The following is a 20,813-nucleotide window of genomic DNA, read 5'->3' as shown; positions in this document are numbered from 1 at the left end:
TTCGTATTGATCGCTTTATTCGCACTGAAAGCCAAAGCGAACAAAACATATTACTTGAAAACAAGGTTATTCAAAATAAGGAACGGAATTTTACTGATAAAATCAACGTTCGTCAAATTAGAATAGAAGAAATTTTCTTTTTATCTAAATAAGCGCGGCGAATTATACGTTTTTCCCGAAAAATCTCAAGCCATTTTTTTGATCTTTCAGGGAAGATCTTTGATCAATTTTCAGGTAAAATTACGCCAATTTCGACCGCACTTTTCGGTCATTTCTGTTAACCACTTCATAATAAAGATAAAAATGGAACACCAACTGTCATCACTTTGGGCAAATTGCTTATCCCAGCTGCAAGATCAAGTGTCGTCAAATGATCTCAATATGTGGCTGCGCCCCTTACAAGCTGAGGTTAATAACAATAATCTCATTACCCTTTATGCCTCTAACGTGTTTGTGAAAAACTGGGTGGAAACACATTTTTTAGCGCAAATCATTAAAACCGCCCAAGCGTTAAGCCAAAATCCAGAATTATTGATTAAATTAGTGGAAGGGGTGAAACCCGCTGCGCCTAAAACTCTAAGTGCGCCAATAACAGAAAATATGACGCACAGCGCAAGTGCGGTCAATTCTCAGCAAGATTCTGAACAAATAGAATTTCGCACTAATCTCAACGCTAACTATGTGTTTGAGAATTTTGTAGGTGGCAAATCAAATCAATTGGCGCGTTCTGCGGGATTGAAAGTGGCGAAAAAACCGGGCGATGTGCTGACGAATCCGCTCTTTTTATACGGTGGTTCTGGTTTGGGGAAAACCCACTTGTTGCACGCCATTGGCAATGCGATTTTGGCAGATAATCCGAACACGCGCATTGTATATATTCATTCCGAGCGTTATGTGCAACAAATGGTGAAAGCCTTGCGCAGCGAGCGTATTGAGCAATTCAAAAAATTCTATCGTTCACTTGATGTATTGCTGATTGATGATATTCAATTCTTCGCGGGCAAAGACGGGACACAGGAAGAATTCTTCCACACTTTTAATTCCTTATTTGAAGGTGGGCGTCAAATTATCCTAACTTCAGATAAATTGCCAAAGGGTATTGATAATTTTACCGAACGTTTAACCTCACGGTTTGGCGTGGGTTTAACCTTACAAATTGAGCCGCCAGAACTAGAAACGCGCGTGGCAATTTTGATGAAAAAAGCCGAAGAACGCCATATTGATTTACCCGAAGAAGTGGCATTTTTTATTGGGCAGAAAATTCGTGCCAATGTGCGTGAATTAGAAGGCGCACTAAACCGAGTGCAAGCGAATACTGAATTCACGGGGCGACCAATCACCGTTGATTTCGCACGAGAAGTGTTAAAAGATATGCTTGCTTTGCAAGAAAAATTAGTGACCATCGAAAATATTCAAAAAGAAGTCGCGGAATATTATCGGATCAAAGTGTCTGATTTAAAATCCAAAAGTCGCTTACGCTCATTGGCTCGCCCGCGTCAGCTAGCCATGGCGCTGGCGAAAGAACTCACCAACCGCAGTTTTCCAGAGATTGGCAAAAATTTTGGTGATCGTGACCATACCACGGTGATGTACGCTTGTGATAAAATTGCCGAACTCCGTGAGCAAGATGCTAATCTGCAAGAAGATTGGTTAAATTTAGTCCGTATTTTATCAGCATAAGGAAATCGTATGCAGCTTATCGTTTCAAGAGAAAATCTGTTAAAACCATTACAGCAAGTTTGTGGCGTATTAAGCAACCGCCCCAATATTCCTGTGTTGAATAACGTGTTGCTACAAGTTCGTGGCAATCAATTAACCATTACAGGAACCGATCTCGAAGTAGAATTATCCACCAGCGCGATTCTAGAGAATGATGGAAACGGGGATGTGACCATTCCAGCAAAAAAATTCTTAGATATTTGCCGCAGCCTGCATGAAAGTGCGGTCATTAATGTGGATTTTGAAGAAGATCGTGCGATAATCCGCTCTGAGCGTTCTAAATTTAATCTCGCCACCTTCCCTGCTGAAGAATATCCAAACCTCACGGATTGGCAGTCTGAAGTGGATTTCACTGTTTCGCAAGCGAATTTACGCCGTTTAATTGATGCCACACAGTTTTCTATGGCAAATAATGATGCGCGTTATTTCTTAAACGGAATGAAATTTGAAACCGAAGGCAATTTATTACGCACCGTTGCCACAGATGGACATCGTTTAGCGGTTTGTACCATTGAGCTAGAGCAAGAGTTGCAAAACCACTCGGTGATCTTGCCGCGTAAAGGTGTGTTAGAGCTTGCTCGTTTGCTTGATGTGAACGCCGAGGAACCCGCTCGTGTACAAATTGGCACCAATAATTTGCGTGTTCAACTTGGCTCGGTTATCTTCACCTCCAAATTAATTGATGGTCGTTTCCCTGATTATCGCCGTGTGTTGCCGCGAAATGCTGATCGCATTTTAGAAGCGGATTGGGAAAGCCTTAAACAAGCCTTTGTGCGTGCCTCTATTTTGTCTAGCGATAAAGTGCGCAGCGTGCGTTTAGAGTTAGCGAATAATCAGCTTAAAATCACGGCGAAAAACCCAGAACAAGAAGAAGCAGAAGAAATCGTCGATGTGAGTTATCAAGCCGAGCCAATGGAAATTGGTTTTAATGTCAGCTACGTTTTAGATGTACTCAACGCGATTAAATGCCAGCAAGTTCGTATGCGTTTAACCGATGCCGCATCAAGCTGTTTGATGGAAGATGTGTCAGATAGCAGCGCTGAATATGTCATCATGCCAATGAAGCTGTAAAAAAATATCGTCATTTTGACCGCACTTTTATGGCTATTTCTCGTTTAATCGTTGAACATTTCCGTAATCTTAATGCCGTGGATCTTGAATTTGACCACGGTTTTAACTTTTTGGTCGGCAATAATGGCAGCGGTAAAACCAGTTTGCTAGAAAGCATTTTCTATCTCGGCCATGGTCGTTCATTCAAAAGTGCGGTCACAACGCGCATAATTTCCTATGAGCAACCCCATTTCACCCTGCACGGGCGCATCCAAGAAAGCCAACATCAGTGGTCTGTCGGGCTACAAAAACATCGCAAAGACGGCACGACCATCGTTAAAATTAATGGTGAAGATGGCAATAAAATTGCGGATCTTGCGCACTTGCTCCCAATGCAAATCATCACCCCAGAAGGGCTAACCTTGCTCAATGGCGGCCCTGCATATCGCCGCGCGTTTTTAGATTGGGGATTATTCCACCATCACCCGAGTTTTCATTCCGCTTGGTCGGCGCTAAATCGTTTCTTAAAACAGCGCAATGCTGCATTACAACAAACCTATGATTACAGCAGCCTAAAAATTTGGGATGTCGAACTCGCCAAACTGGCACATCAAGTCAGCCAATGGCGTGCCGAATATGCAGAAGCCTTACGCCCAGAAATCGAACAAACTTGCCAACTTTTTTTGCCTGAATTAGAGATTAGTGTGAGTTTTCATCAAGGTTGGGATAAAAATACCGAATATGCGGATCTCTTACGCGAAAATTTTGAGCGTGATAAACATCTTGGCTACACCTTTTCTGGCCCACAAAAAGCAGATTTCCGCTTTAAAGCCAATGGGTTACCAGTGGAAGATGTGCTATCTCGCGGTCAATTAAAATTGTTAATGTGCGCATTACGTCTTGCCCAAGGCGAACATTTGATGCACGAAAAAGAACGCCCTTGCATTTTTTTGATTGATGATTTTGCCTCTGAATTAGATCAAAACAAACGCGCATTATTAGCCGAACGCTTACAACAAAGCCAATCGCAAGTGTTTGTCACTGCCATTACAGCAGACCAACTGAAACAAATGCAACCTGAAAAACACCGCACTTTTGCCGTGCAAGAAGGCAAGATTTCGCCGCTTGGATAATCAACCAACCTTAGGGATTAGTGAAAGCATAAAAAATACGGTCAAATTTGACCGCACTTTTCCTTAATATTTCCCTTAATATTTCCCTTAATATTTTCGTTAATCTTCTCGCTGAATAATCTGCTGAATATGTGACATTGTTTTTTGATCGTGCTCCAACGCCACACGAATCATTTCTTTATTCTCAAATTTCTTCGTTATCTTAGGATCATGCACTTCCGACATTAAACGCAAGCGGCGGCTATTTTCTTCATAATACACTCGTGTAATTTCATTTATTTTTTCTTGCTCAATATCGCCTAAATCTTCCAAAGCATAACGTGCGGTACGCAAAGCGGCATCAAAGGTTTCTCGCACCTGACGATCTGCGCCTTTTTCATAAAGCTCATACACGTGGAACAAGTCATAAGCACGGGCTAAGATCCGAATATTAGGGTTCATTTTGCGCGCCATTTCCACAATATGCGTGCATTTTGCTTTATTGCCCGAGGTGACAATTAACAATTTCGCGGATTCAATACCAGCGTAATGTAAAAGTTCTGGGCGTTCGGCATCACCATAATACGCCTTAATGCCTATCTTGCGCATGCCTGCGATGATTTCTTCATCACGATCAATAATGGTGACTTGATGATTTGTCATCGCTAACACGTCATTCACAATTTGCCCAAAGCGCCCAAAGCCAACCATAATAATGGGATAGATTTCATCAATGTGGTCATCTTCACGTTCTGCCGTAGGCTTATGCAAACGTGGCACAATCACTTTTTTGAAGAATAAAATAAAGAGCGGGCTCAATACCATCGAAAGGATAATAATCGCCGCCCCCATTGCTTGGCGTTGTGCGGTAATCACGTGTTGAGATGCGGCGGCAGAGAAAAGGACAAACGCAAATTCCCCACCAATCACCATAATAAAAGCGCGATCCAATGCTTCCATAATATTCGAACGAGTGAAAAGTGCGGCTAAAAATACGCCCGTTCCGTTGGCAAGCATCAATGCCAATACGCCAATTAAAATTTCCCAGAAATGATTGAACACAAGGGTCAGATCCAAAGACATTCCCACGCCGAGAAAAAATAAGCCAAGCAATAGCCCGCGGAAGGGTTCAATATCCGCTTCTAGCTGATGTCTGAAACTCGAATTTGACAATAATACGCCGGCAATAAATGCCCCCATCGCCGCGGAAAGCCCAGCGTGTTCCATTAAAAATGCAGCACCTAATACCACTAATAATGCTGCCGCAGTCATCATTTCGCGTAACTTTGTCCATGCCAAGGCTTTAAATAAAGGATTTAACAACCAAATTCCCGAGACAATTAATAGCGCTAATGATCCTGTTGCAACCGCAAATTTTTGCCACAAGGGTTCTGCATCCGTTAATGTTTCTACTGGTGAAAGGAACGCAATAATCGCGAGTAAAGGCACAATCATCAGATCTTCAAATAACAAAATTGAGATGATTTTTTGCCCATGAGATGAGCCCATATCCCCGCGCTCGCTCAAAATTTGCATAATAATCGCGGTAGAATTCAGCACAAAACCTGAGGCGATAATAAATGCCGTTTGCCATGAATAATTGAGCAATTTGCCCATACACATCACCAACGCACCGCTAATCAGCACTTGCAAGGCGCCTAAACCAAAAATCTGTTTACGCAAGCCCCATAAATGCGAGGGGTTCATTTCTAAGCCGATGAGAAATAAAAACATCACCACGCCTAATTCTGCCACGTGCAGCATTGAGTCCACATCGGAAATAAATCCTAAACCGAAAGGACCAATCACCAGCCCTGCAGCCAAATATCCCAACACCGCGCCAAGCCCAAGACGTTTGAATAGCGGCACGGCAATCACTGCGGCGCCAAGTAATATCACTGCGGTTAAAAGTTGCGTTGAGCCTTCGGCTGCCATGAATAAATCTCCAATTATTTATCTATAAAAATAAGTGCGGCCAATTCTATCAAAAATTGACCGCACTTTTTATCACTGATACAAGAATGCGCAAACTATTTTTGGCTACAAACTGCGATAAAATTTAATTTTTTCTGCGGATCATTGAACACCTTAAACATTTTCTTAAAGGTTTCACGATTTTCAGATTTCAAGGCATTTTTCACAATTTTGGCGGCACCTAACACGCCTTCATCGTAAATCATTCCTTGTGGCGAGAGCAATGTCATCTCGCCACTAAAGGTTTCTACGTTGCGAAAGCCCACTTCTTGAAACAGCTTTTTCCAATTATCTTTCGTCAATGGCGTAACAGTAATATTAATGGCTTCACGCAATTGGGCAATAATCTCTTCGCTATCATTAGTATTTAACATCACATCGTGGGTTAATAAAAAACCACCAGGTTTCAGCACACGGAAATATTCCGCCACCGCTTTGCTTTTTGCCGCCAATGGCAACATTGTGAGCATTGCTTCGTTGATGACAATATCAAAGTGATTATCTTCAAAGGGCAATTTCATTGCATTAGCACGTTGAACATGAATTTTGTCTTGCAGATCATTGGCGATAATATTACGCTGTGCTTTTTCTAAAGCGGCTTCATCTAAATCCACCCCTTCAATATGACAACCAAATTGTTTCGCCAGCCCGATTGCCGTTGTGCCCATATTACAAGCGACTTCCAGCACTTTTTTATCTGCACTAAAATCGCCATTAGCAATTAACCATTCTGTGGCTTTGCGACCGCCAGGGCGTAAACGTGTTTTGCCTAAACGCGCTAAAAAATTATGTCCGACTTCTTCTTTCTTCATTATCATCGCTCCACTTCTCTTTACCCGAGTAAATATATCGGATTTTGAAGATGAAATCTATTCTTATTCAATAAAAAAGTGCGGTCAAAAATTTTGTATTTTTTGACCGCACTTACACGAAGAAAAGGAAATTAACGCGCACCAAAAACAACTATCGTTTTTCCGTGGGCGGCGATTAAGTTTTCATCTTCCAACATTTTGAGAATGCGTCCGACTGTTTCACGAGAACAGCCCACCATTTGCCCAATTTCTTGGCGCGTGATCTTAATTTGCATACCGTCTGGGTGTGTCATAGCATCTGGCATTTTAGATAAATTCATTAGCGTTTGTGCAATGCGCCCTGCTACATCAAGAAACGCCAAATTCGTCACTTGGCGAGAGGTGTTTTGTAAACGATGAGATAATTGTGCTGTGAGATACATTAAAATCTCAGGATTGACTTGAATTAACTGACGGAATTTTTTATAGGAAACCTCAGCGATCTCACAAGTGGTGCGTGCTTTCACCGAGGCAGAACGTGTTTGGTTTTCGCCAAATAATCCAACTTCGCCAAAAAACTCACCTTGGCTGAGATAAGAGAGGATCATTTCTTTCCCTTCATCATCTTTCACCATCACCATCGCTGAGCCTTTCACCAAATAATATAGCGTCTCTGCTTTTTCGCCCGCATGAATCAACGTGGTTTTGGTGGGATATTTATGGATATGACAATGGGAAATAAACCAATCAATGGTTGGATCAATTGTCGAACCGATACGCTCTTGCACATCCGTTGATTTCATCATTTCTAAATCTTGCATAGACAGCGCTCCATTATATGCAATCAGACTTTTAGACATCAGTTAAAAAGTCTTTTTTATTTTTAATATCAATAGTTTCATGTAATTCTGACCAAACAATGACCGCACTTCCGTTGCGAATAAGGTGCAGCAAATTTTGCGTTTTTTGGTCTAACGAAAGTTCTTCCATTCCATAATCTGTTCCCTCACGTAAAATAAAACTTTCAGCAATATTACGCAAGGTTTCTTCTTCTAAATTTTGCCATGGGATAATCATGCGAATAACGGCTCAATGAGCTTCCATTGTTGTTCAAAACTTTGATTTGGCATACGGCGGAAGTTAGTGCGTACATAACGCATAAATTGCCCTTCACAGAAGGTAACTAAATAAATCGCGAGGGTGCGTTCATCAACAGCAAACATTTTGCCTTCACGCAATTTACTCATTTGCAGAATATTGACGAATTGCAGCTCTAAACGATCAAAAAATTGCGCCACTCGGGCTTGCAATTTTCCGTCTTCAAACATTAATGCGTGCCCTGTTAGCACACGGGTTAACCCCGGGTTTTTACGGGCAAAATCCAAGATCATCTGCATAATATCGCGCACACGATTAACGGTATTGGTTTCCATTTTGATCGATTGAGAAATGCGTGTGAATAAATTCAATTCGATATTATCCAACAAGGCTTCAAACATTTTGGTTTTGCTTGGAAAATAACGATAAAGCGCAGCTTCAGACACACCAACGGCCTCCGCAAGGCGTGCGGTTGTCATTCGTTCCATGCCCGATTCCGAATGAAGCATATTAGTTAGCACCGCCAACACTTGTTGACGGCGTTCATTCACGCTGCGTTTTTCGATTTTAGGCACTTTCACTTCAGTTGTCGCAGGTTCAATTTCCGCAATTTCAAGTTGTTCTTCTACCATAATTCCCTATTTTTTACCTGAATGCCCAAAACCGCCTTCACCGCGGTCGGTTTGCTCAAAATCGTTCACAATATTAAATTCTGCTTGCACGATAGGCACAAAGACTAATTGCGCAATACGATCCCCCACTTCAACACAAAAAGGGGCCGTGCCACGGTTCCACATCGACACCATTAATGGCCCTTGATAATCACTGTCGATCAAGCCCACTAAGTTACCAAGCACAATGCCATTTTTATGGCCTAAGCCAGAGCGGGGTAAAATTACCGCGGCTAAATTAGGATCGGCAATATAAATCGATAAACCAGTTGGAATTAATTTTGTTTCCCCTGGTTGAATTTCAAAGGCTTCATCAACTAACGCACGCAAATCTAACCCCGCAGAGCCAGAAGTTGCATAGGCAGGAAGCGGAAATTCATTGCCAATACGGTTATCTAAAATTTTTACATCAATTTTTTTCATTTTGGTTCCTTTTAAATCTCTCCATATCTCATTCTTCATATAAATAAGAAAGCAGATCGGCTACGATTTATATTGATTCATAATTTCTTGAACTAAAATTCTGGCGAGTTCTTGTTTCGAGCTGGTCGGCAATTTCTTCTCGCCATTTTTCCAAAACAAGTGTAACGCATTTTGGTCTTCGCCGAACACGGCACCACCCGCCACGCTGTTCGCACAAATCATATCAAGATTTTTGCGCTGTAATTTGTCTTTGGCATAGTGTTCAACATTTTGGGTTTCGGCAGCAAAGCCAATCACAAATGGTCGATTTTGTTTCAACTGCGCCACATCAGCGATGATATCTGGATTCTTCACCAAGGTTAGCGTCAACGCATCATTGTCAGCTGTTTTCTTAATTTTTTGTTCTGCAATCTCGGCAACACGATAATCCGCCACCGCTGCGCAGCCAATAAATAATTGATTTTTGACCGCACTTTTTAGGGAAGCTTGCCACATTTGTTCTGCGCTTGTCACATCAATGCGTTCCACATTTTTGGGCGTAGGTAAATTAACAGGCCCTGAAATTAAGGTGACCTTAGCACCGCGCTCTGCAAAAGCGGCAGCAATGGCAAAGCCCATTTTGCCCGAACTATGATTGCTAATATAGCGCACAGGATCAATTAATTCTCGAGTCGGTCCCGCTGTAATCGCGACGGTTAAGCCAACTAAATCTTGTTTTGATGCAAAAATATGAACAAGTGCGGTGAAAATTTCACTCGGTTCTGACATTCGTCCTGCGCCCACATCACCACAAGCTTGAACACCTGAATTAGGGCCAACAAATTGAATACCACGCTGTGCTAATTTTACAATATTTTCTTGTGTAACAGATTGCGCGTACATTTGCTGATTCATGGCTGGTGCCAATAAAATAGGAGCTGCGGTGGCTAAACAAAGGGTGGATAGCAAATCATTTGCCATTCCCACGGATAATCGGGCGATAAAATCTGCGCTAGCAGGGGCGACAACCACGATGTCCGCCCATTTGGCTAACTCAATATGTCCCATTGATAATTCAGCCGTAGGATCTAATAATGATTGTGAAACTGAATTGCCAGAAATGGCTTGCAAGGTTAAAGGTGTGACAAATTCTGCTGCCGCTGGCGTTAATACCACACGCACTTCTGCATCAGATTTACGCAGTAAACGGATTAACTCAATGGCTTTGTAGGCAGCAATTCCGCCCGTAATACCAACAACAATTCGTTTACCTTTTAACATTGTTAGTCCCCTTTCACTTACCACGAATTTCACCATTTTACTTTAATTTTTAAGAATACTTAAATTAATTTTACGATCTTCATTCCAAATTTATCTTAAACGGTTAGATTTTCACGAAAGCATCGTTCAAAGTGCGGTCAAATGTTGCGAAATTTTGGAAATTCAATGAAAAATCAAATACTCATGCCTCGCGAAAAACTTTTGCAATTTGGCGCGAAATCCTTAACGGATCAAGAATTATTAGCTATTTTTTTACGGACGGGCATAAAAAATTGCCCCGTCATGCAACTTTCAGAAAATGTATTGGCGCATTTTTCGACACTACGCGGGTTAATTTCTGCCACACAGAAAGAATTCTGCCAATTTAAAGGCATAGGCATCACCCAATATATTCAGTTGCAAGCCTGCACAGAAATGACAAAACGCTATTTATTAGATGAGCTCAAATTTTCCCACGGATTTACCGATCCCAATACAACCCGTATTTATTTACAAGCAGAACTAGAACATCACGAACGCGAAGTTTTTATGGTGCTATTTTTAGATAATCAACATCGCCTTATAAAAACGGAAGAAATGTTTCTCGGCACAATCAATGTCGCCAATATTTATCCACGCGAAATCATTAAAGCCGCGCTTTATTGTAATGCGGCTGCGATGATTTTAGCCCATAATCACCCTTCGGGGCTCGCACAGCCTAGTCATGCGGATAAATCCATCACGCAAAAGATCAAAAGTGCGGCGGAATTAATGGAAATTCATCTTTTAGATCATTTTATCATCGGCAAAGGTTGCTATTTTTCCTTTGCAGAAGAAGGTTTGTTGTAATCCTTCACATCAAAAGTTGGATCGCAGTTATTTTTCGTGTAAAATCTCGCGGTTTTTTACGGAAAAACTATTTTCCCCTTGAGAAAACAGAATAAAGCAAGTATAATTTGCGACCTTTAATATAGTAAGCGGGTCGGCGACTAGCGACCTGACGAGGTGGCTCTCAAGGCTTTCCTTGAATTTGTATCCGAACCGTAAGCTCGAGCTTATATTTAGATTATTGGAGATTATTATGTCTAGAGTCTGTCAAGTAACAGGCAAGCGTCCAGCAGTTGGTAACAACCGTTCACACGCATTAAACGCGACTCGTCGTCGTTTTCTACCAAATTTACACACTCACCGTTTCTGGGTTGAGTCTGAAAACCGTTTCGTAACTTTACGCTTAACAGCGAAAGGTATGCGTATTATTGATAAAAAAGGCATTGATGCAGTATTAGCTGAAATCCGTGCTCGTGGCGAAAAAATCTAAGGAGCTAAAAAATGGCAGCTAAAGGTGCTCGTGAGAAAATCCGTTTAGTTTCTTCAGCAGAAACTGGTCACTTCTACACAACTGACAAAAATAAACGTAATATGCCTGAAAAAATGGAAATCAAAAAATTTGATCCAGTAGTGCGTAAACACGTTATTTATCGTGAAGCTAAAATCAAATAATTTAGTTTTAAAACGAATAAAAAACCCGAATGCAAATTCGGGTTTTTTGTTTTTTAATGCCTAGAATTACGCTAAAATGCCCGCACGCTAGGAGAATAAAGATGATAAATCTCAACATAGACCCACTTACCAATGCCATTTCACGCCTAGTTGAAGGCTTGGCTCGTTATAACCAAGATATTACTGATACGCAAATTCAATAATTATGCCAGAACTTCCCGAAGTCGAAACTGCTAAAAATGGTATCGCCCCTTATCTTGAGGGTTTTATCATTGAAAAAATCATTATTCGCCAGCCTAAATTGCGCTGGGCTGTCAGCCCTGAGTTAGCTCAAATTTCTCAGCAAAAAGTGACCGCACTTTCACGTCGTGCGAAATATTTAATTATTCACACTGAACAAGGTTATATCATTGGGCATTTAGGAATGTCGGGCTCTGTTCGTATTGTCACTAGCCAAGATCCTATTGAAAAACATGATCATCTTGATATTGTGATGAATAATGGCAAAATTATGCGTTATAACGATCCGCGCCGCTTTGGTGCTTGGTTATGGGCAGACAATCTCGATACATTTCATCTTTTCGCCAAATTAGGACCCGAGCCACTTTCTGAAGACTTCACGGCTGATTATCTATTCAAAAAATCTCGTCAAAAATTGACCGCACTTAAGGCCTTTCTAATGGATAATGCCGTAGTTGTTGGCGTGGGGAATATTTATGCCAATGAAGTGCTATTTCATTGTGGCTTGCATCCTGAAAAGCCAGCGGGAAAAATTACTCAAGCTCAATCTGCATTGCTCGTCAGCACGATTAAAGCTGAACTCACACGCGCCATTGAGCAAGGTGGAACAACGTTAAAAGATTTCTTGCAGCCAGATGGCAAGCCTGGCTATTTCGCTCAAGAATTGCAAATCTATGGTAAAAAAGATAAACCTTGCCCTAAGTGCGGTCAAAAAATTGAAAGTTTAGTCATTGCACAAAGAAATAGTTATTTTTGCCCGACCTGCCAGAAAAAGTGAAAACAATTAAATATTAGTGACGGATAAATATGCCTGCGTTAATTTTAAGAATGAATTTATTAAAAATATCGGCTATTTTATAGTTAAGACCAATGTTAATCGCATTAGACAGGTTGGTTATAGTTATCCGTTATTTTAAAAACGCAGCGCTTTTTCCTTACATTTTGCCTTAAAAGCACACCTTTCTTATATGGAATAAATCCACTCAATAGCTCTCATCAGTTTATATTAGAGATAATGGCTTAATTAGAGAGAAATATAGCTGCATAATACTTTCAGCCACTTAGCCTCCAAAGTGCGGTCAAAAATTATCATTTTTTTTCACCGCACTTTTGCTCAAATTCTGTTCTCTTTTATCTATTTTGTTAAATTTTTGTGATCTACTTCAATCTTTTACAAATTGACACTATTTATTTAACATTTTTTAAATATAATTCATCCACATTTTTCACAAAAAGGGTGAGTTTATGGCTTTTATTTTAAGTATTTTTCCCATTATTTTATTGATTTATTTAATGGTGAAACGCAATGCGTTGCCGTCTTATGTGGCGTTGCCGTGGATTGCGGTGGTGGTGTTGATGATTCATCTTGCCTATTTTGGTACGGATATTGCCACCATTAGTGCCAACGTTACTGCCAGTTTAGTGGCGGTGCAAACGCCGATCACAGTGATTTTTGGCGCAATTTTATTTAATAAATTCTCTGAAATGTCGGGGGTAACCAATGTGTTGCGCCGTTGGTTAGGCAATATTAACCCAAACCCTGTTGCGCAGTTAATGATTATCGGCTGGGCATTTACTTTTATGATTGAAGGGGCAAGCGGCTTTGGTACGCCAGCCGCAATCGCCGCGCCAATTTTGGTCGGTTTAGGGTTCAATCCGATTAAAGTAGCAGTATTAGCCTTAATCATGAACTCGGTGCCTGTTTCCTTTGGGGCGGTAGGCACGCCGACTTGGTTTGGTTTCGGCCCACTAAATTTAACAGAGAGCGAAATTCTCAGCATCGGTTCGATGAGCGCGCTCATTCATAGCTTTGCCGCATTTGTGATTCCATTAATGGCATTGCGCGCGATAGTGAGCTGGAAAGAAATTCGCCAAAACATTGTGTTCATTTATATTAGTGTTTTTGCCTGTGTGATGCCTTATCTGGTGATTGCTCAATTTAACTATGAATTTCCGTCTTTAGTGGGTGGGGCGATTGGCTTGTTAATTTCTGTTTTTGCGGCAAATCGTAATATCGGTTTAGTGAAAATGGAAAATCACTTAGACAGCAATGCGGTAACCCAAAAACAAGTGTTCAAAGCCTTGTTGCCAACGGGAATGTTGATCGGGATTTTAATTATCACTCGCTTGCAACAGCTGCCATTCAAAGGCTGGATGAATGATAGTACAACGTGGTTTGCTACCCATATTGGCTCATTGGGAGATTTTGAAATTAGCCACGGTTTAATCTTTAGCTTGAAAAATATTTTCGACACCAGTGTCAGTGCAAGCTACAAATTACTTTATGTGCCTGCGCTCATTCCATTTATTGTTACCGTGTTGGTTGCGATTCCATTATTTAGTATGAGCTGGACACAAACCCGTGAAATTTTTGGCGATAGCTTGCGCCGCTCGAAAAACCCATTTATTGCTTTAGTGGGCGCGTTGATTATGGTGAACTTAATGCTCGTTGGCGGCGATGCTTCAATGGTGAAAACGATTGGTAAAACCTTTGCCGATGCCACAGGCGAACATTGGACATTGTTCTCTTCCTATTTAGGCGCGGTGGGTGCATTCTTCTCGGGCTCAAATACGGTTTCCAATTTAACCTTTGGTAGCGTGCAATTATCAACCGCAGAAATTACTGGATTATCGACCGCACTTGTGTTGGCGTTACAATCGGTGGGTGGTGCAATGGGGAATATGGTGTGTATCAATAACATCGTAGCCGTCTCTTCAGTGCTTGGCACAAACAATCAAGAAGGCAATATTATTAAACAAACGGTGTTACCAATGTTTGTGTATGGCGTAATTGCGGCGCTTGTTGCATTATTTATTATTCCTTTATTTTTTAATGTTTAGTTTCTAAACAAAGCGTTGGCAAGCAGCGTCCAAACCCTTATGGCTGGCTTGCCAACATTATTTTCCTGTTGGAGTGATTATGAATGTTAATTTTTATGTTACCTGCATTGCAGATATTGTAAAAAGCGGTGTAGCAAAAAACAGCGTGTTGTTGCTGGAAAAACTCGGTTGCAATGTGATATTCCTCGAAAAGCAAGGCTGTTGCGGGCAACCTGCTATTAATAGTGGGTATGCCAAACAAGCACTTGCTGGTATGAAAACCCTTGTGGAAACCTTTGAAGTGAACGATTACCCTATCGTTGCGCCAGCGGGATCTTGTGTTTATGCGATCAAAAATTATTCCGAATATTTTGAACGTTTTGACGAGTCTGAATGGGCTATTCGTGCGAAGAAAGTGGCAGAGCGTTTCTATGATCTGACGGATTTTATTGTCAATGTCTTAAAAATTGAGAACGTGGGGGCAAGACTCACGGGCAAAGCGGTTTATCACCCCTCTTGTAGCCTAACGCGTAAATTGGGCGTGGTGCAAGAGCCGCTCACCTTGTTACAAAATGTCAAAGGCTTGCAGCTGCTCCCGATTCATAATCAACAAACCTGTTGTGGTTTTGGCGGAACCTTCTCTGTCAAAATGGCGGAAATTTCAGGCGAAATGGTCACAGAAAAAGTCATGAATATTAGCGAAGTTGAACCTGATTATTTAGTGGGCGCAGATGTGAGTTGTTTGATGAATATCACAGGGCGTTTAAGCCGTGAAGGCAAAAATGTGAAAGTGATGCATATCGCCGAAGTATTAATGCAAGATGAGCAAGGGGGAAATTAAGATGAGTTTAAAAACCAGTAACTTGCCATTTAAAGAACGTGTAGAAAAACAAGTTCACAACGAAATTATGCGCCGTGCGGTGGTGAAAGCGCAGGAAACAATTGGCGCTAATCGCCAAAAAATGGTAGATGAATTAGGCCATTGGGAAGAATGGCATGATGCTGCAAAACAAATTCGCAATCATGTGTTAGCCAATCTTGATGCCTATTTATATCAACTCAGCGAAAAAGTGGAACAAAATGGCGGCCACGTTTTCTTTGCAGAAACTGCTGAAGAAGCGACTAATTACATTCGCCAAATTGCCCTTGCCAAAAATGCGAAGAAAATCGTTAAATCCAAATCTATGGTTACCGAAGAAATTGGTATGAACGCTGTTTTGGAAGCGGAAGGCATTAACGTGGTAGAAACTGATTTAGGGGAATATTTACTACAAATCGCTGACGACAAACCATCGCATATCGTGGTGCCAGCCATTCATAAAGATCGCCACCAAATTCGCAAAGACTTGCAAGAAAAATTAGGCTATCAAGGCACTGAAACCCCTGAAGAAATGACCGCCTTTATTCGCCAAGTGATCCGTAAAGATTTCTTGGAAGCCGATATTGGCATTAGCGGTTGTAACTTTGCGGTGGCAGAAACAGGATCTTGCTGTTTAGTCACCAATGAAGGTAACTTGCGCCTTGCTACGACGGTGCCTAAAACGCACATTGCAGTGATGGGTATGGAACGCATTACACCAACCTTCCAAGAAGTGGATGTATTAATCACAATGCTTTGCCGTAGTGCAGTGGGCGCAAAACTAACTGGCTATAACACTTGGCTCACTGGTCCTCGTGTGGAAGGGGAAACAGACGGTCCAGAAGAATTCCATTTAGTGATTGTGGATAACGGCCGCTCAAAAATCCTTGAAAGCGAGTTTAAAGAAGTGCTGCGTTGTATCCGTTGCGGTGCTTGCTTAAATACCTGCCCTGCCTATCGCCAAATTGGCGGACATGGCTATGGCTCAATTTATCCCGGTCCGATTGGCGCAGTGATTTCGCCATTGCTTGGCGGTTATGAAGAGTTCAAAGAATTACCTTATGCTTGCTCACTTTGCACCGCTTGTAACAGTGTTTGCCCAGTGAAAATTCCATTGGCTCAACTGATTTTGCGCCACCGTGAACACATCGCCCAATCAGGTATGACGCCACTTGCCGAGCGCCTTTCTATTAAAGGATTTAATTTCGCCAACACCCACCCTGCAGTATGGGATAGCAGCGTGAAAATTGGCGCAAAATTAGCGGGCAAATTTATCAAAAACGGCAAAGCACCAATTCAAGCTGGCGCACTTGCCGAATGGACTAAAGCACGAGATTTACCACAACCTGAAGGGGAAAGTTTCCGCTCATGGTTTGCTAATCGGGAGAAAAACTAATGACAATTCAAAATCGTGAAGCCTTTTTAAATCGATTAGCGCAACGTATGGGGCGTGAACGCCAAACTGTGCCAGAACCAATGCCTAAACTTGTCAATGATTATCCAACGACTCGTTTAACGGATCGCTCACAAGCCCAACTGGTGCAAGAATTTATGGATTTCGCCAAAGTGATGATGGTCGATGTGGTTGAAACCAGCGAAAGTTCGGTCAAAGAAGCAATACTTTCTTTGTGTGAAAAATATGGTGGCGGTGAGATTATCATTAATAATGACGCTAGATTGACCGCACTTGGCATTACTCAAGCCGTTCAACAGCAATATTCCACCCATATTTGGGAAGAAAACGCACAAGCTGACAATATCAGCAAAGCTGAAAAAGCGAACATCGGGATCGTACACGCCGAATATGGATTATGTGAAACAGGCGGGATTGTGCTATTTTCCAGCAAAGATTGCGGACGTTCAGTGAGTCTATTGCCAGAGAAATCCATTGTGGTTGTGCGTAAAAGCCAAATTATTCCACGCGTGGCGCAATTGGCAAAAGCCTTGCATGACAAAGCCCAACAAGGCGAACGTATGCCATCTTGTATCAATATTATCGCGGGCCCAAGCTCGACTGCAGATATTGAATTAATCAAGGTGGTGGGTGTGCATGGCCCTGTCGCCCAAATTTATCTCGTGATTGACGATCTGTAAAACTTTCTAAAATTTGACCGCACTTTTGCCAGAATAGGAAAAGTGCGGTTTTTTATTGGCGAATTTTCGTCTAGAATAGCTGAAACAAACGAGGAACGGCTATGCAAACTTCTCTTCAAAAATACTACGATTATCTGCGCATTGAACGCCAACTCAGCCGATACACACTGGCGGCTTATCAACGCCAATTAACTGCGGTGGTGGATATTTTACAGCGTAATGACATTCCCACTTGGCAGTTGGTGTCCCCGAGTGTTGTGCGTTTTATTGTGGCAGAAAGCCGTAAATCAGGGTTGCATGAAAAAAGCCTTGCCTTGCGTTTATCCGCATTGCGTCAATTTTTTGCTTATTTAGTGGTGCAAGGCGAACTGAAAGTGAACCCAGCAACGGGCATTTCTGCGCCGAAACAGGGCAAACATTTGCCTAAAAATATTGATGAAGAACAGGTCAGCAAATTGCTGAATAATCACAGCAAAGAACCCATTGATATTCGCGACCGTGCAATGCTAGAGCTGATGTATAGCTCGGGTTTGCGTTTATCGGAATTGCAAGGGCTGAACCTAAATAGCGTCAATATGCGTGCCCGCGAATTACGCGTGTTGGGGAAAGGAAATAAAGAGCGGATTTTGCCCTTTGGCCATCATGCGGCGCACGCCATTCAAGATTGGCTGAAAGTGCGTCTGTTGTTTAATCCGAAAGATGATGCGCTGTTTGTGAGTTCTCTTGGAAACCGCTTAACCCACCGCTCCATTCAAAAACGTATGGAAATTTGGGGCATTAAACAGGGACTAAATGCCCATTTAAATCCGCATAAACTGCGCCACAGCTTTGCCACCCATATGTTGGAAGCCAGCAAAGATTTGCGTGCGGTGCAAGAATTATTGGGACATAGCAATCTTGCCACCACGCAAATTTATACCCATTTGAATTTCCAGCATTTGGCGGAAGTGTATGATCAAGCGCACCCACGCGCTAAACGAAATAAATAGGGGAAATTTTATGAAATTTTACCGCACTTTAACCCCATTTAAGCTGATGAGCTTTGATCTTGACGATACGCTGTATGACAACAGCCAAGTCATTCAAGATGCAGAAGATCAGTTTATTCGCCACTTTGTTGAAATCACAGGAATTTCGCTGAGCCGTGAAGAATGGCAAAACTGGTGTATGAAAATTTCGGCACAAAATCCTATTTTATGTGAAGACGTCACACGCCGACGCCAAGAAGCGGTGCATCAATTTCTACAAAATCATCACAAAAGTGCGGTGGAAATTGAACAAATTTGGCAGCAGCTGTTAGCGCATTTCCTTGACTGGCGCCACAAAATAGCCATTTCAGCAGAAACTCGCGAAATTCTCACCGCACTTAAACGCCGCTACCCGCTCGTTGCCATTACAAATGGCAATGTTGATCCTAAGCGGATTGGTTTGCATTTTGACTTAACCTTAACAGGCGGCGTGCAAGGTCGAGCCAAGCCTCATGCTGATTTATTTCAGCAAACTGCGGCAAAATTTCACCTAAAACCACAGGAAATTTTACACGTTGGCGATAATTTAGTCACCGATGTTCAAGGTGCAATTCAAGCTGGCTGCCAAGCGGCGTGGCTTAATTTATCAAATAAAACGCTTGCGCAATGCCCAGAAGCAACCTTATTGCCGACCCTAGAAATTCATCAACTAAAACAATTACTTTCGCTATAAATAACGGCTAAGTTCGATCAAATTGCCGTCTGGATCACGCAAATAAAGCGATTCAATTGGGCCGCACGCGCCCGTGCGTGGCACAATGCCACTTTCCACAGGGATATGATGTTTTTGTAAATGCTCCACCACTTCCGTTAAGGGATTTTCCACAATAAAACACAAATCCGCGCTGCCTAATGTCGGATTTTTCGCATGGGGCGCAATTTCTTTCCCCTGTAAATGCAAATTTATTTTTGATTTACCAAAAACTAGTGCAGTACGGTTTTCGCCAAACCTTACCACGTCAAATTCTAAAATATCAGCATAAAATGCTACGGTTTTATCAATATCCGATATTGTTAACACAAAATGATCTAAATTTGATACCTTTATCATCACAGCAACCTTATTTTATATATTGACATTCTTTCTAAATAAGTCATTATTGAACCAATCTTTACCACATTATTATTCACCTAAGGAACACAATATGATGCGAACACTCAAACATCTCAGCCATTATTTAACCAAATTTACCTCACTTTTTATTATTCTTACCGCCATTGTGACCTTTTATGTGCCCTCTGCATTTACATGGGTTAAAGGCGATGCGCAAGTGGTAGTACTCGGGGTGATTATGCTTTCGATGGGAATGACGCTTGGGATCAAAGATTATAAAATTCTCGCACAGCGTCCGCTCGATATTATCATTGGTGCAATTGTACAATACACCATTATGCCGTTCATTGCGATTTCTATTGCAAAAGGCTTTGATCTCTCGCCTGGTCTCACACTTGGTTTGGTGTTGGTCGGCTGCTGCCCTGGTGGCGTGTCATCTAATATTATGAGTTTCTTATGCAAAGGCGATGTAGCATTTTCAGTGGGAATGACCACAGTTTCCACCATTATTGCGCCGGTGATGACGCCATTGTTGATTAGCTATTTAGTGGGCGAAACCATTGATATGGACGGTTGGGCAATGTTCAAATTTATGTTGTTGGTAACGATTTTGCCTGTTGCCTTAGGATCGCTTTTCAATATTTTTTGCCATAAACAAAAATGGTTTCACGATGTACAAAGCACAATGCCCGGCGTAGCCGTGGTGGGGTTTGCTTGTATCGTAGGTGGCGTGGTTGCTGTTCATGGCACAAAATTCTTAGAATCAGGCTTGATTATCTTTGTCTGCATCGTTTTCCATAACTGCATTGGTTATTTGCTTGGCTATTTATCTGGCAAATTATTTGGTATGAGCACAGAGAAAAAACGCACCTTGTCTATTGAAGTGGGCGTACAAAATGCAGGGCTTGCCACAGGATTAAGTTCAAAATTCTTCCCAACCAGTGCTGAAGCGGCGATTGCCAGTGCGGTATCTTGCGTATGGCATTCTATTTCAGGCACGATCTTAGCGAACGGTTTCCTTTGGTGGGATAAAAAACAAGGTAAAACAGTTGCAATGATGCAGTCAGTCAAATAAAGCGCCCAATCAAATATAACTCGAACATAAAATCAATCATAAAAAAGTGCGGTCAAAAAACATTTT

General features: G+C 41.8%; 22 protein-coding genes. 14 read left to right on the top strand and 8 right to left on the bottom strand.

Annotated features, from left to right (window positions below; genetic code table 11):
• Nucleotides 1–303 precede the first annotated feature (303 nt).
• The 3 genes from dnaA to recF are packed head-to-tail and all read left to right on the top strand — an operon-like array spanning nt 304 to nt 3,902.
• Nucleotides 304–1,680 carry a chromosomal replication initiator protein DnaA gene (gene dnaA, locus C8D76_RS02345; protein ID WP_116631220.1) on the top strand — a complete coding sequence of 459 codons (1,377 nt, stop codon included), beginning with the start codon at nt 304–306 and terminating at the stop codon, nt 1,678–1,680.
• A 9-nt stretch (nt 1,681–1,689) separates the two neighbouring features.
• On the top strand, nt 1,690–2,790 hold the full coding sequence (gene dnaN / locus C8D76_RS02340; RefSeq protein ID WP_116631219.1) for a DNA polymerase III subunit beta: 1,101 nt from the start codon (nt 1,690–1,692) through the stop codon (nt 2,788–2,790).
• A 29-nt stretch (nt 2,791–2,819) separates the two neighbouring features.
• On the top strand, nt 2,820–3,902 hold the full coding sequence (gene recF, locus C8D76_RS02335; RefSeq protein WP_116631218.1) for a DNA replication/repair protein RecF: 1,083 nt from the start codon (nt 2,820–2,822) through the stop codon (nt 3,900–3,902).
• 99 nt (nt 3,903–4,001) lie between these two features.
• On the opposite strand, the gene C8D76_RS02330 is transcribed toward recF, so the two are convergent.
• From C8D76_RS02330 to coaBC, 7 genes are all read right to left on the bottom strand, one after another.
• On the bottom strand, nt 4,002–5,816 hold the full coding sequence (locus C8D76_RS02330; protein ID WP_116631217.1) for a monovalent cation:proton antiporter-2 (CPA2) family protein: 1,815 nt from the start codon (nt 5,814–5,816) through the stop codon (nt 4,002–4,004).
• A gap of 95 nt (nt 5,817–5,911) precedes the next feature.
• Nucleotides 5,912–6,667 carry a class I SAM-dependent methyltransferase gene (locus C8D76_RS02325; protein WP_116631216.1) on the bottom strand — a complete coding sequence of 252 codons (756 nt, stop codon included), beginning with the start codon at nt 6,665–6,667 and terminating at the stop codon, nt 5,912–5,914.
• A gap of 131 nt (nt 6,668–6,798) precedes the next feature.
• Nucleotides 6,799–7,467: a cAMP-activated global transcriptional regulator CRP gene (gene crp / locus C8D76_RS02320; protein WP_243405789.1), complete on the bottom strand. Its 669-nt coding sequence runs from the start codon at nt 7,465–7,467 to the stop codon at nt 6,799–6,801.
• Between the two features lie 31 nt (nt 7,468–7,498).
• Nucleotides 7,499–7,723, bottom strand: coding sequence for a YheU family protein (locus C8D76_RS02315; protein ID WP_116631215.1), 225 nt, complete (start codon nt 7,721–7,723; stop codon nt 7,499–7,501).
• The gene (slmA, locus tag C8D76_RS02310) at nt 7,720–8,376 is read right to left on the bottom strand and encodes a nucleoid occlusion factor SlmA (protein WP_116631214.1); all 657 of its coding nucleotides are present in this window, start codon (nt 8,374–8,376) and stop codon (nt 7,720–7,722) included. The genes C8D76_RS02315 and slmA overlap by 4 nt, the downstream gene beginning before the upstream one ends.
• A gap of 6 nt (nt 8,377–8,382) precedes the next feature.
• On the bottom strand, nt 8,383–8,838 hold the full coding sequence (gene dut / locus C8D76_RS02305; RefSeq protein WP_116631213.1) for a dUTP diphosphatase: 456 nt from the start codon (nt 8,836–8,838) through the stop codon (nt 8,383–8,385).
• Nucleotides 8,839–8,898: 60 nt separating this feature from the next.
• A complete protein-coding gene (gene coaBC / locus C8D76_RS02300) occupies nt 8,899–10,098 on the bottom strand; it encodes a bifunctional phosphopantothenoylcysteine decarboxylase/phosphopantothenate--cysteine ligase CoaBC (protein WP_116631212.1) in 1,200 nt (399 codons plus the stop codon).
• Between the two features lie 165 nt (nt 10,099–10,263).
• Between coaBC and radC the strand changes: the two genes are divergently transcribed.
• The 10 genes from radC (at nt 10,264) to C8D76_RS02245 (ending at nt 19,291) form a co-directional block, all read left to right on the top strand.
• Nucleotides 10,264–10,926, top strand: a complete 663-nt coding sequence (radC, locus tag C8D76_RS02295) for a RadC family protein (protein WP_116631211.1) — start codon at nt 10,264–10,266, stop codon at nt 10,924–10,926.
• 232 nt (nt 10,927–11,158) lie between these two features.
• Nucleotides 11,159–11,395, top strand: coding sequence for a 50S ribosomal protein L28 (gene rpmB / locus C8D76_RS02290; RefSeq protein ID WP_005599762.1), 237 nt, complete (start codon nt 11,159–11,161; stop codon nt 11,393–11,395).
• An 11-nt stretch (nt 11,396–11,406) separates the two neighbouring features.
• Nucleotides 11,407–11,577: a 50S ribosomal protein L33 gene (gene rpmG, locus C8D76_RS02285; RefSeq protein WP_011978673.1), complete on the top strand. Its 171-nt coding sequence runs from the start codon at nt 11,407–11,409 to the stop codon at nt 11,575–11,577.
• A gap of 205 nt (nt 11,578–11,782) precedes the next feature.
• Nucleotides 11,783–12,595: a bifunctional DNA-formamidopyrimidine glycosylase/DNA-(apurinic or apyrimidinic site) lyase gene (mutM, locus tag C8D76_RS02275; RefSeq protein ID WP_116631210.1), complete on the top strand. Its 813-nt coding sequence runs from the start codon at nt 11,783–11,785 to the stop codon at nt 12,593–12,595.
• A gap of 467 nt (nt 12,596–13,062) precedes the next feature.
• Nucleotides 13,063–14,658, top strand: coding sequence for an L-lactate permease (locus C8D76_RS02270; protein ID WP_116631209.1), 1,596 nt, complete (start codon nt 13,063–13,065; stop codon nt 14,656–14,658).
• Between the two features lie 79 nt (nt 14,659–14,737).
• Nucleotides 14,738–15,478 (top strand): (Fe-S)-binding protein, encoded by a 741-nt coding sequence (locus C8D76_RS02265; protein ID WP_116631208.1) that lies wholly within the window; start codon nt 14,738–14,740, stop codon nt 15,476–15,478.
• A 1-nt stretch (nt 15,479) separates the two neighbouring features.
• Nucleotides 15,480–16,892, top strand: a complete 1,413-nt coding sequence (locus C8D76_RS02260) for a LutB/LldF family L-lactate oxidation iron-sulfur protein (protein ID WP_116631207.1) — start codon at nt 15,480–15,482, stop codon at nt 16,890–16,892.
• Nucleotides 16,892–17,590, top strand: coding sequence for a LutC/YkgG family protein (locus tag C8D76_RS02255; RefSeq protein WP_116631206.1), 699 nt, complete (start codon nt 16,892–16,894; stop codon nt 17,588–17,590). The genes C8D76_RS02260 and C8D76_RS02255 overlap by 1 nt, the downstream gene beginning before the upstream one ends.
• A 101-nt stretch (nt 17,591–17,691) precedes the next feature.
• Nucleotides 17,692–18,579, top strand: coding sequence for a tyrosine recombinase XerC (xerC, locus tag C8D76_RS02250; protein ID WP_116631205.1), 888 nt, complete (start codon nt 17,692–17,694; stop codon nt 18,577–18,579).
• A 10-nt stretch (nt 18,580–18,589) separates the two neighbouring features.
• Complete coding sequence (locus C8D76_RS02245) at nt 18,590–19,291, top strand: HAD-IA family hydrolase (protein ID WP_116631204.1); 702 nt, start codon at nt 18,590–18,592, stop codon at nt 19,289–19,291.
• On the opposite strand, the gene C8D76_RS02240 is transcribed toward C8D76_RS02245, so the two are convergent.
• Nucleotides 19,286–19,669: a VOC family protein gene (locus C8D76_RS02240; protein ID WP_207774986.1), complete on the bottom strand. Its 384-nt coding sequence runs from the start codon at nt 19,667–19,669 to the stop codon at nt 19,286–19,288. The genes C8D76_RS02245 and C8D76_RS02240 overlap by 6 nt on opposite strands.
• 94 nt (nt 19,670–19,763) lie before the next feature.
• Here C8D76_RS02240 and C8D76_RS02235 point away from each other — a divergent pair, with 94 nt between their 5' ends.
• Nucleotides 19,764–20,747, top strand: a complete 984-nt coding sequence (locus C8D76_RS02235) for a bile acid:sodium symporter family protein (protein ID WP_243405788.1) — start codon at nt 19,764–19,766, stop codon at nt 20,745–20,747.
• The last annotated feature ends 66 nt before the right edge of the window (nt 20,748–20,813 follow it).

It is taken from the genome of Alitibacter langaaensis DSM 22999 (genome assembly GCF_003096995.1).
Classification (GTDB): domain Bacteria; phylum Pseudomonadota; class Gammaproteobacteria; order Enterobacterales; family Pasteurellaceae; genus Exercitatus; species Exercitatus langaaensis.
Note: the sequence above shows the minus strand (reverse complement) of the source record. Positions and strands in the feature narration are given on the sequence as shown.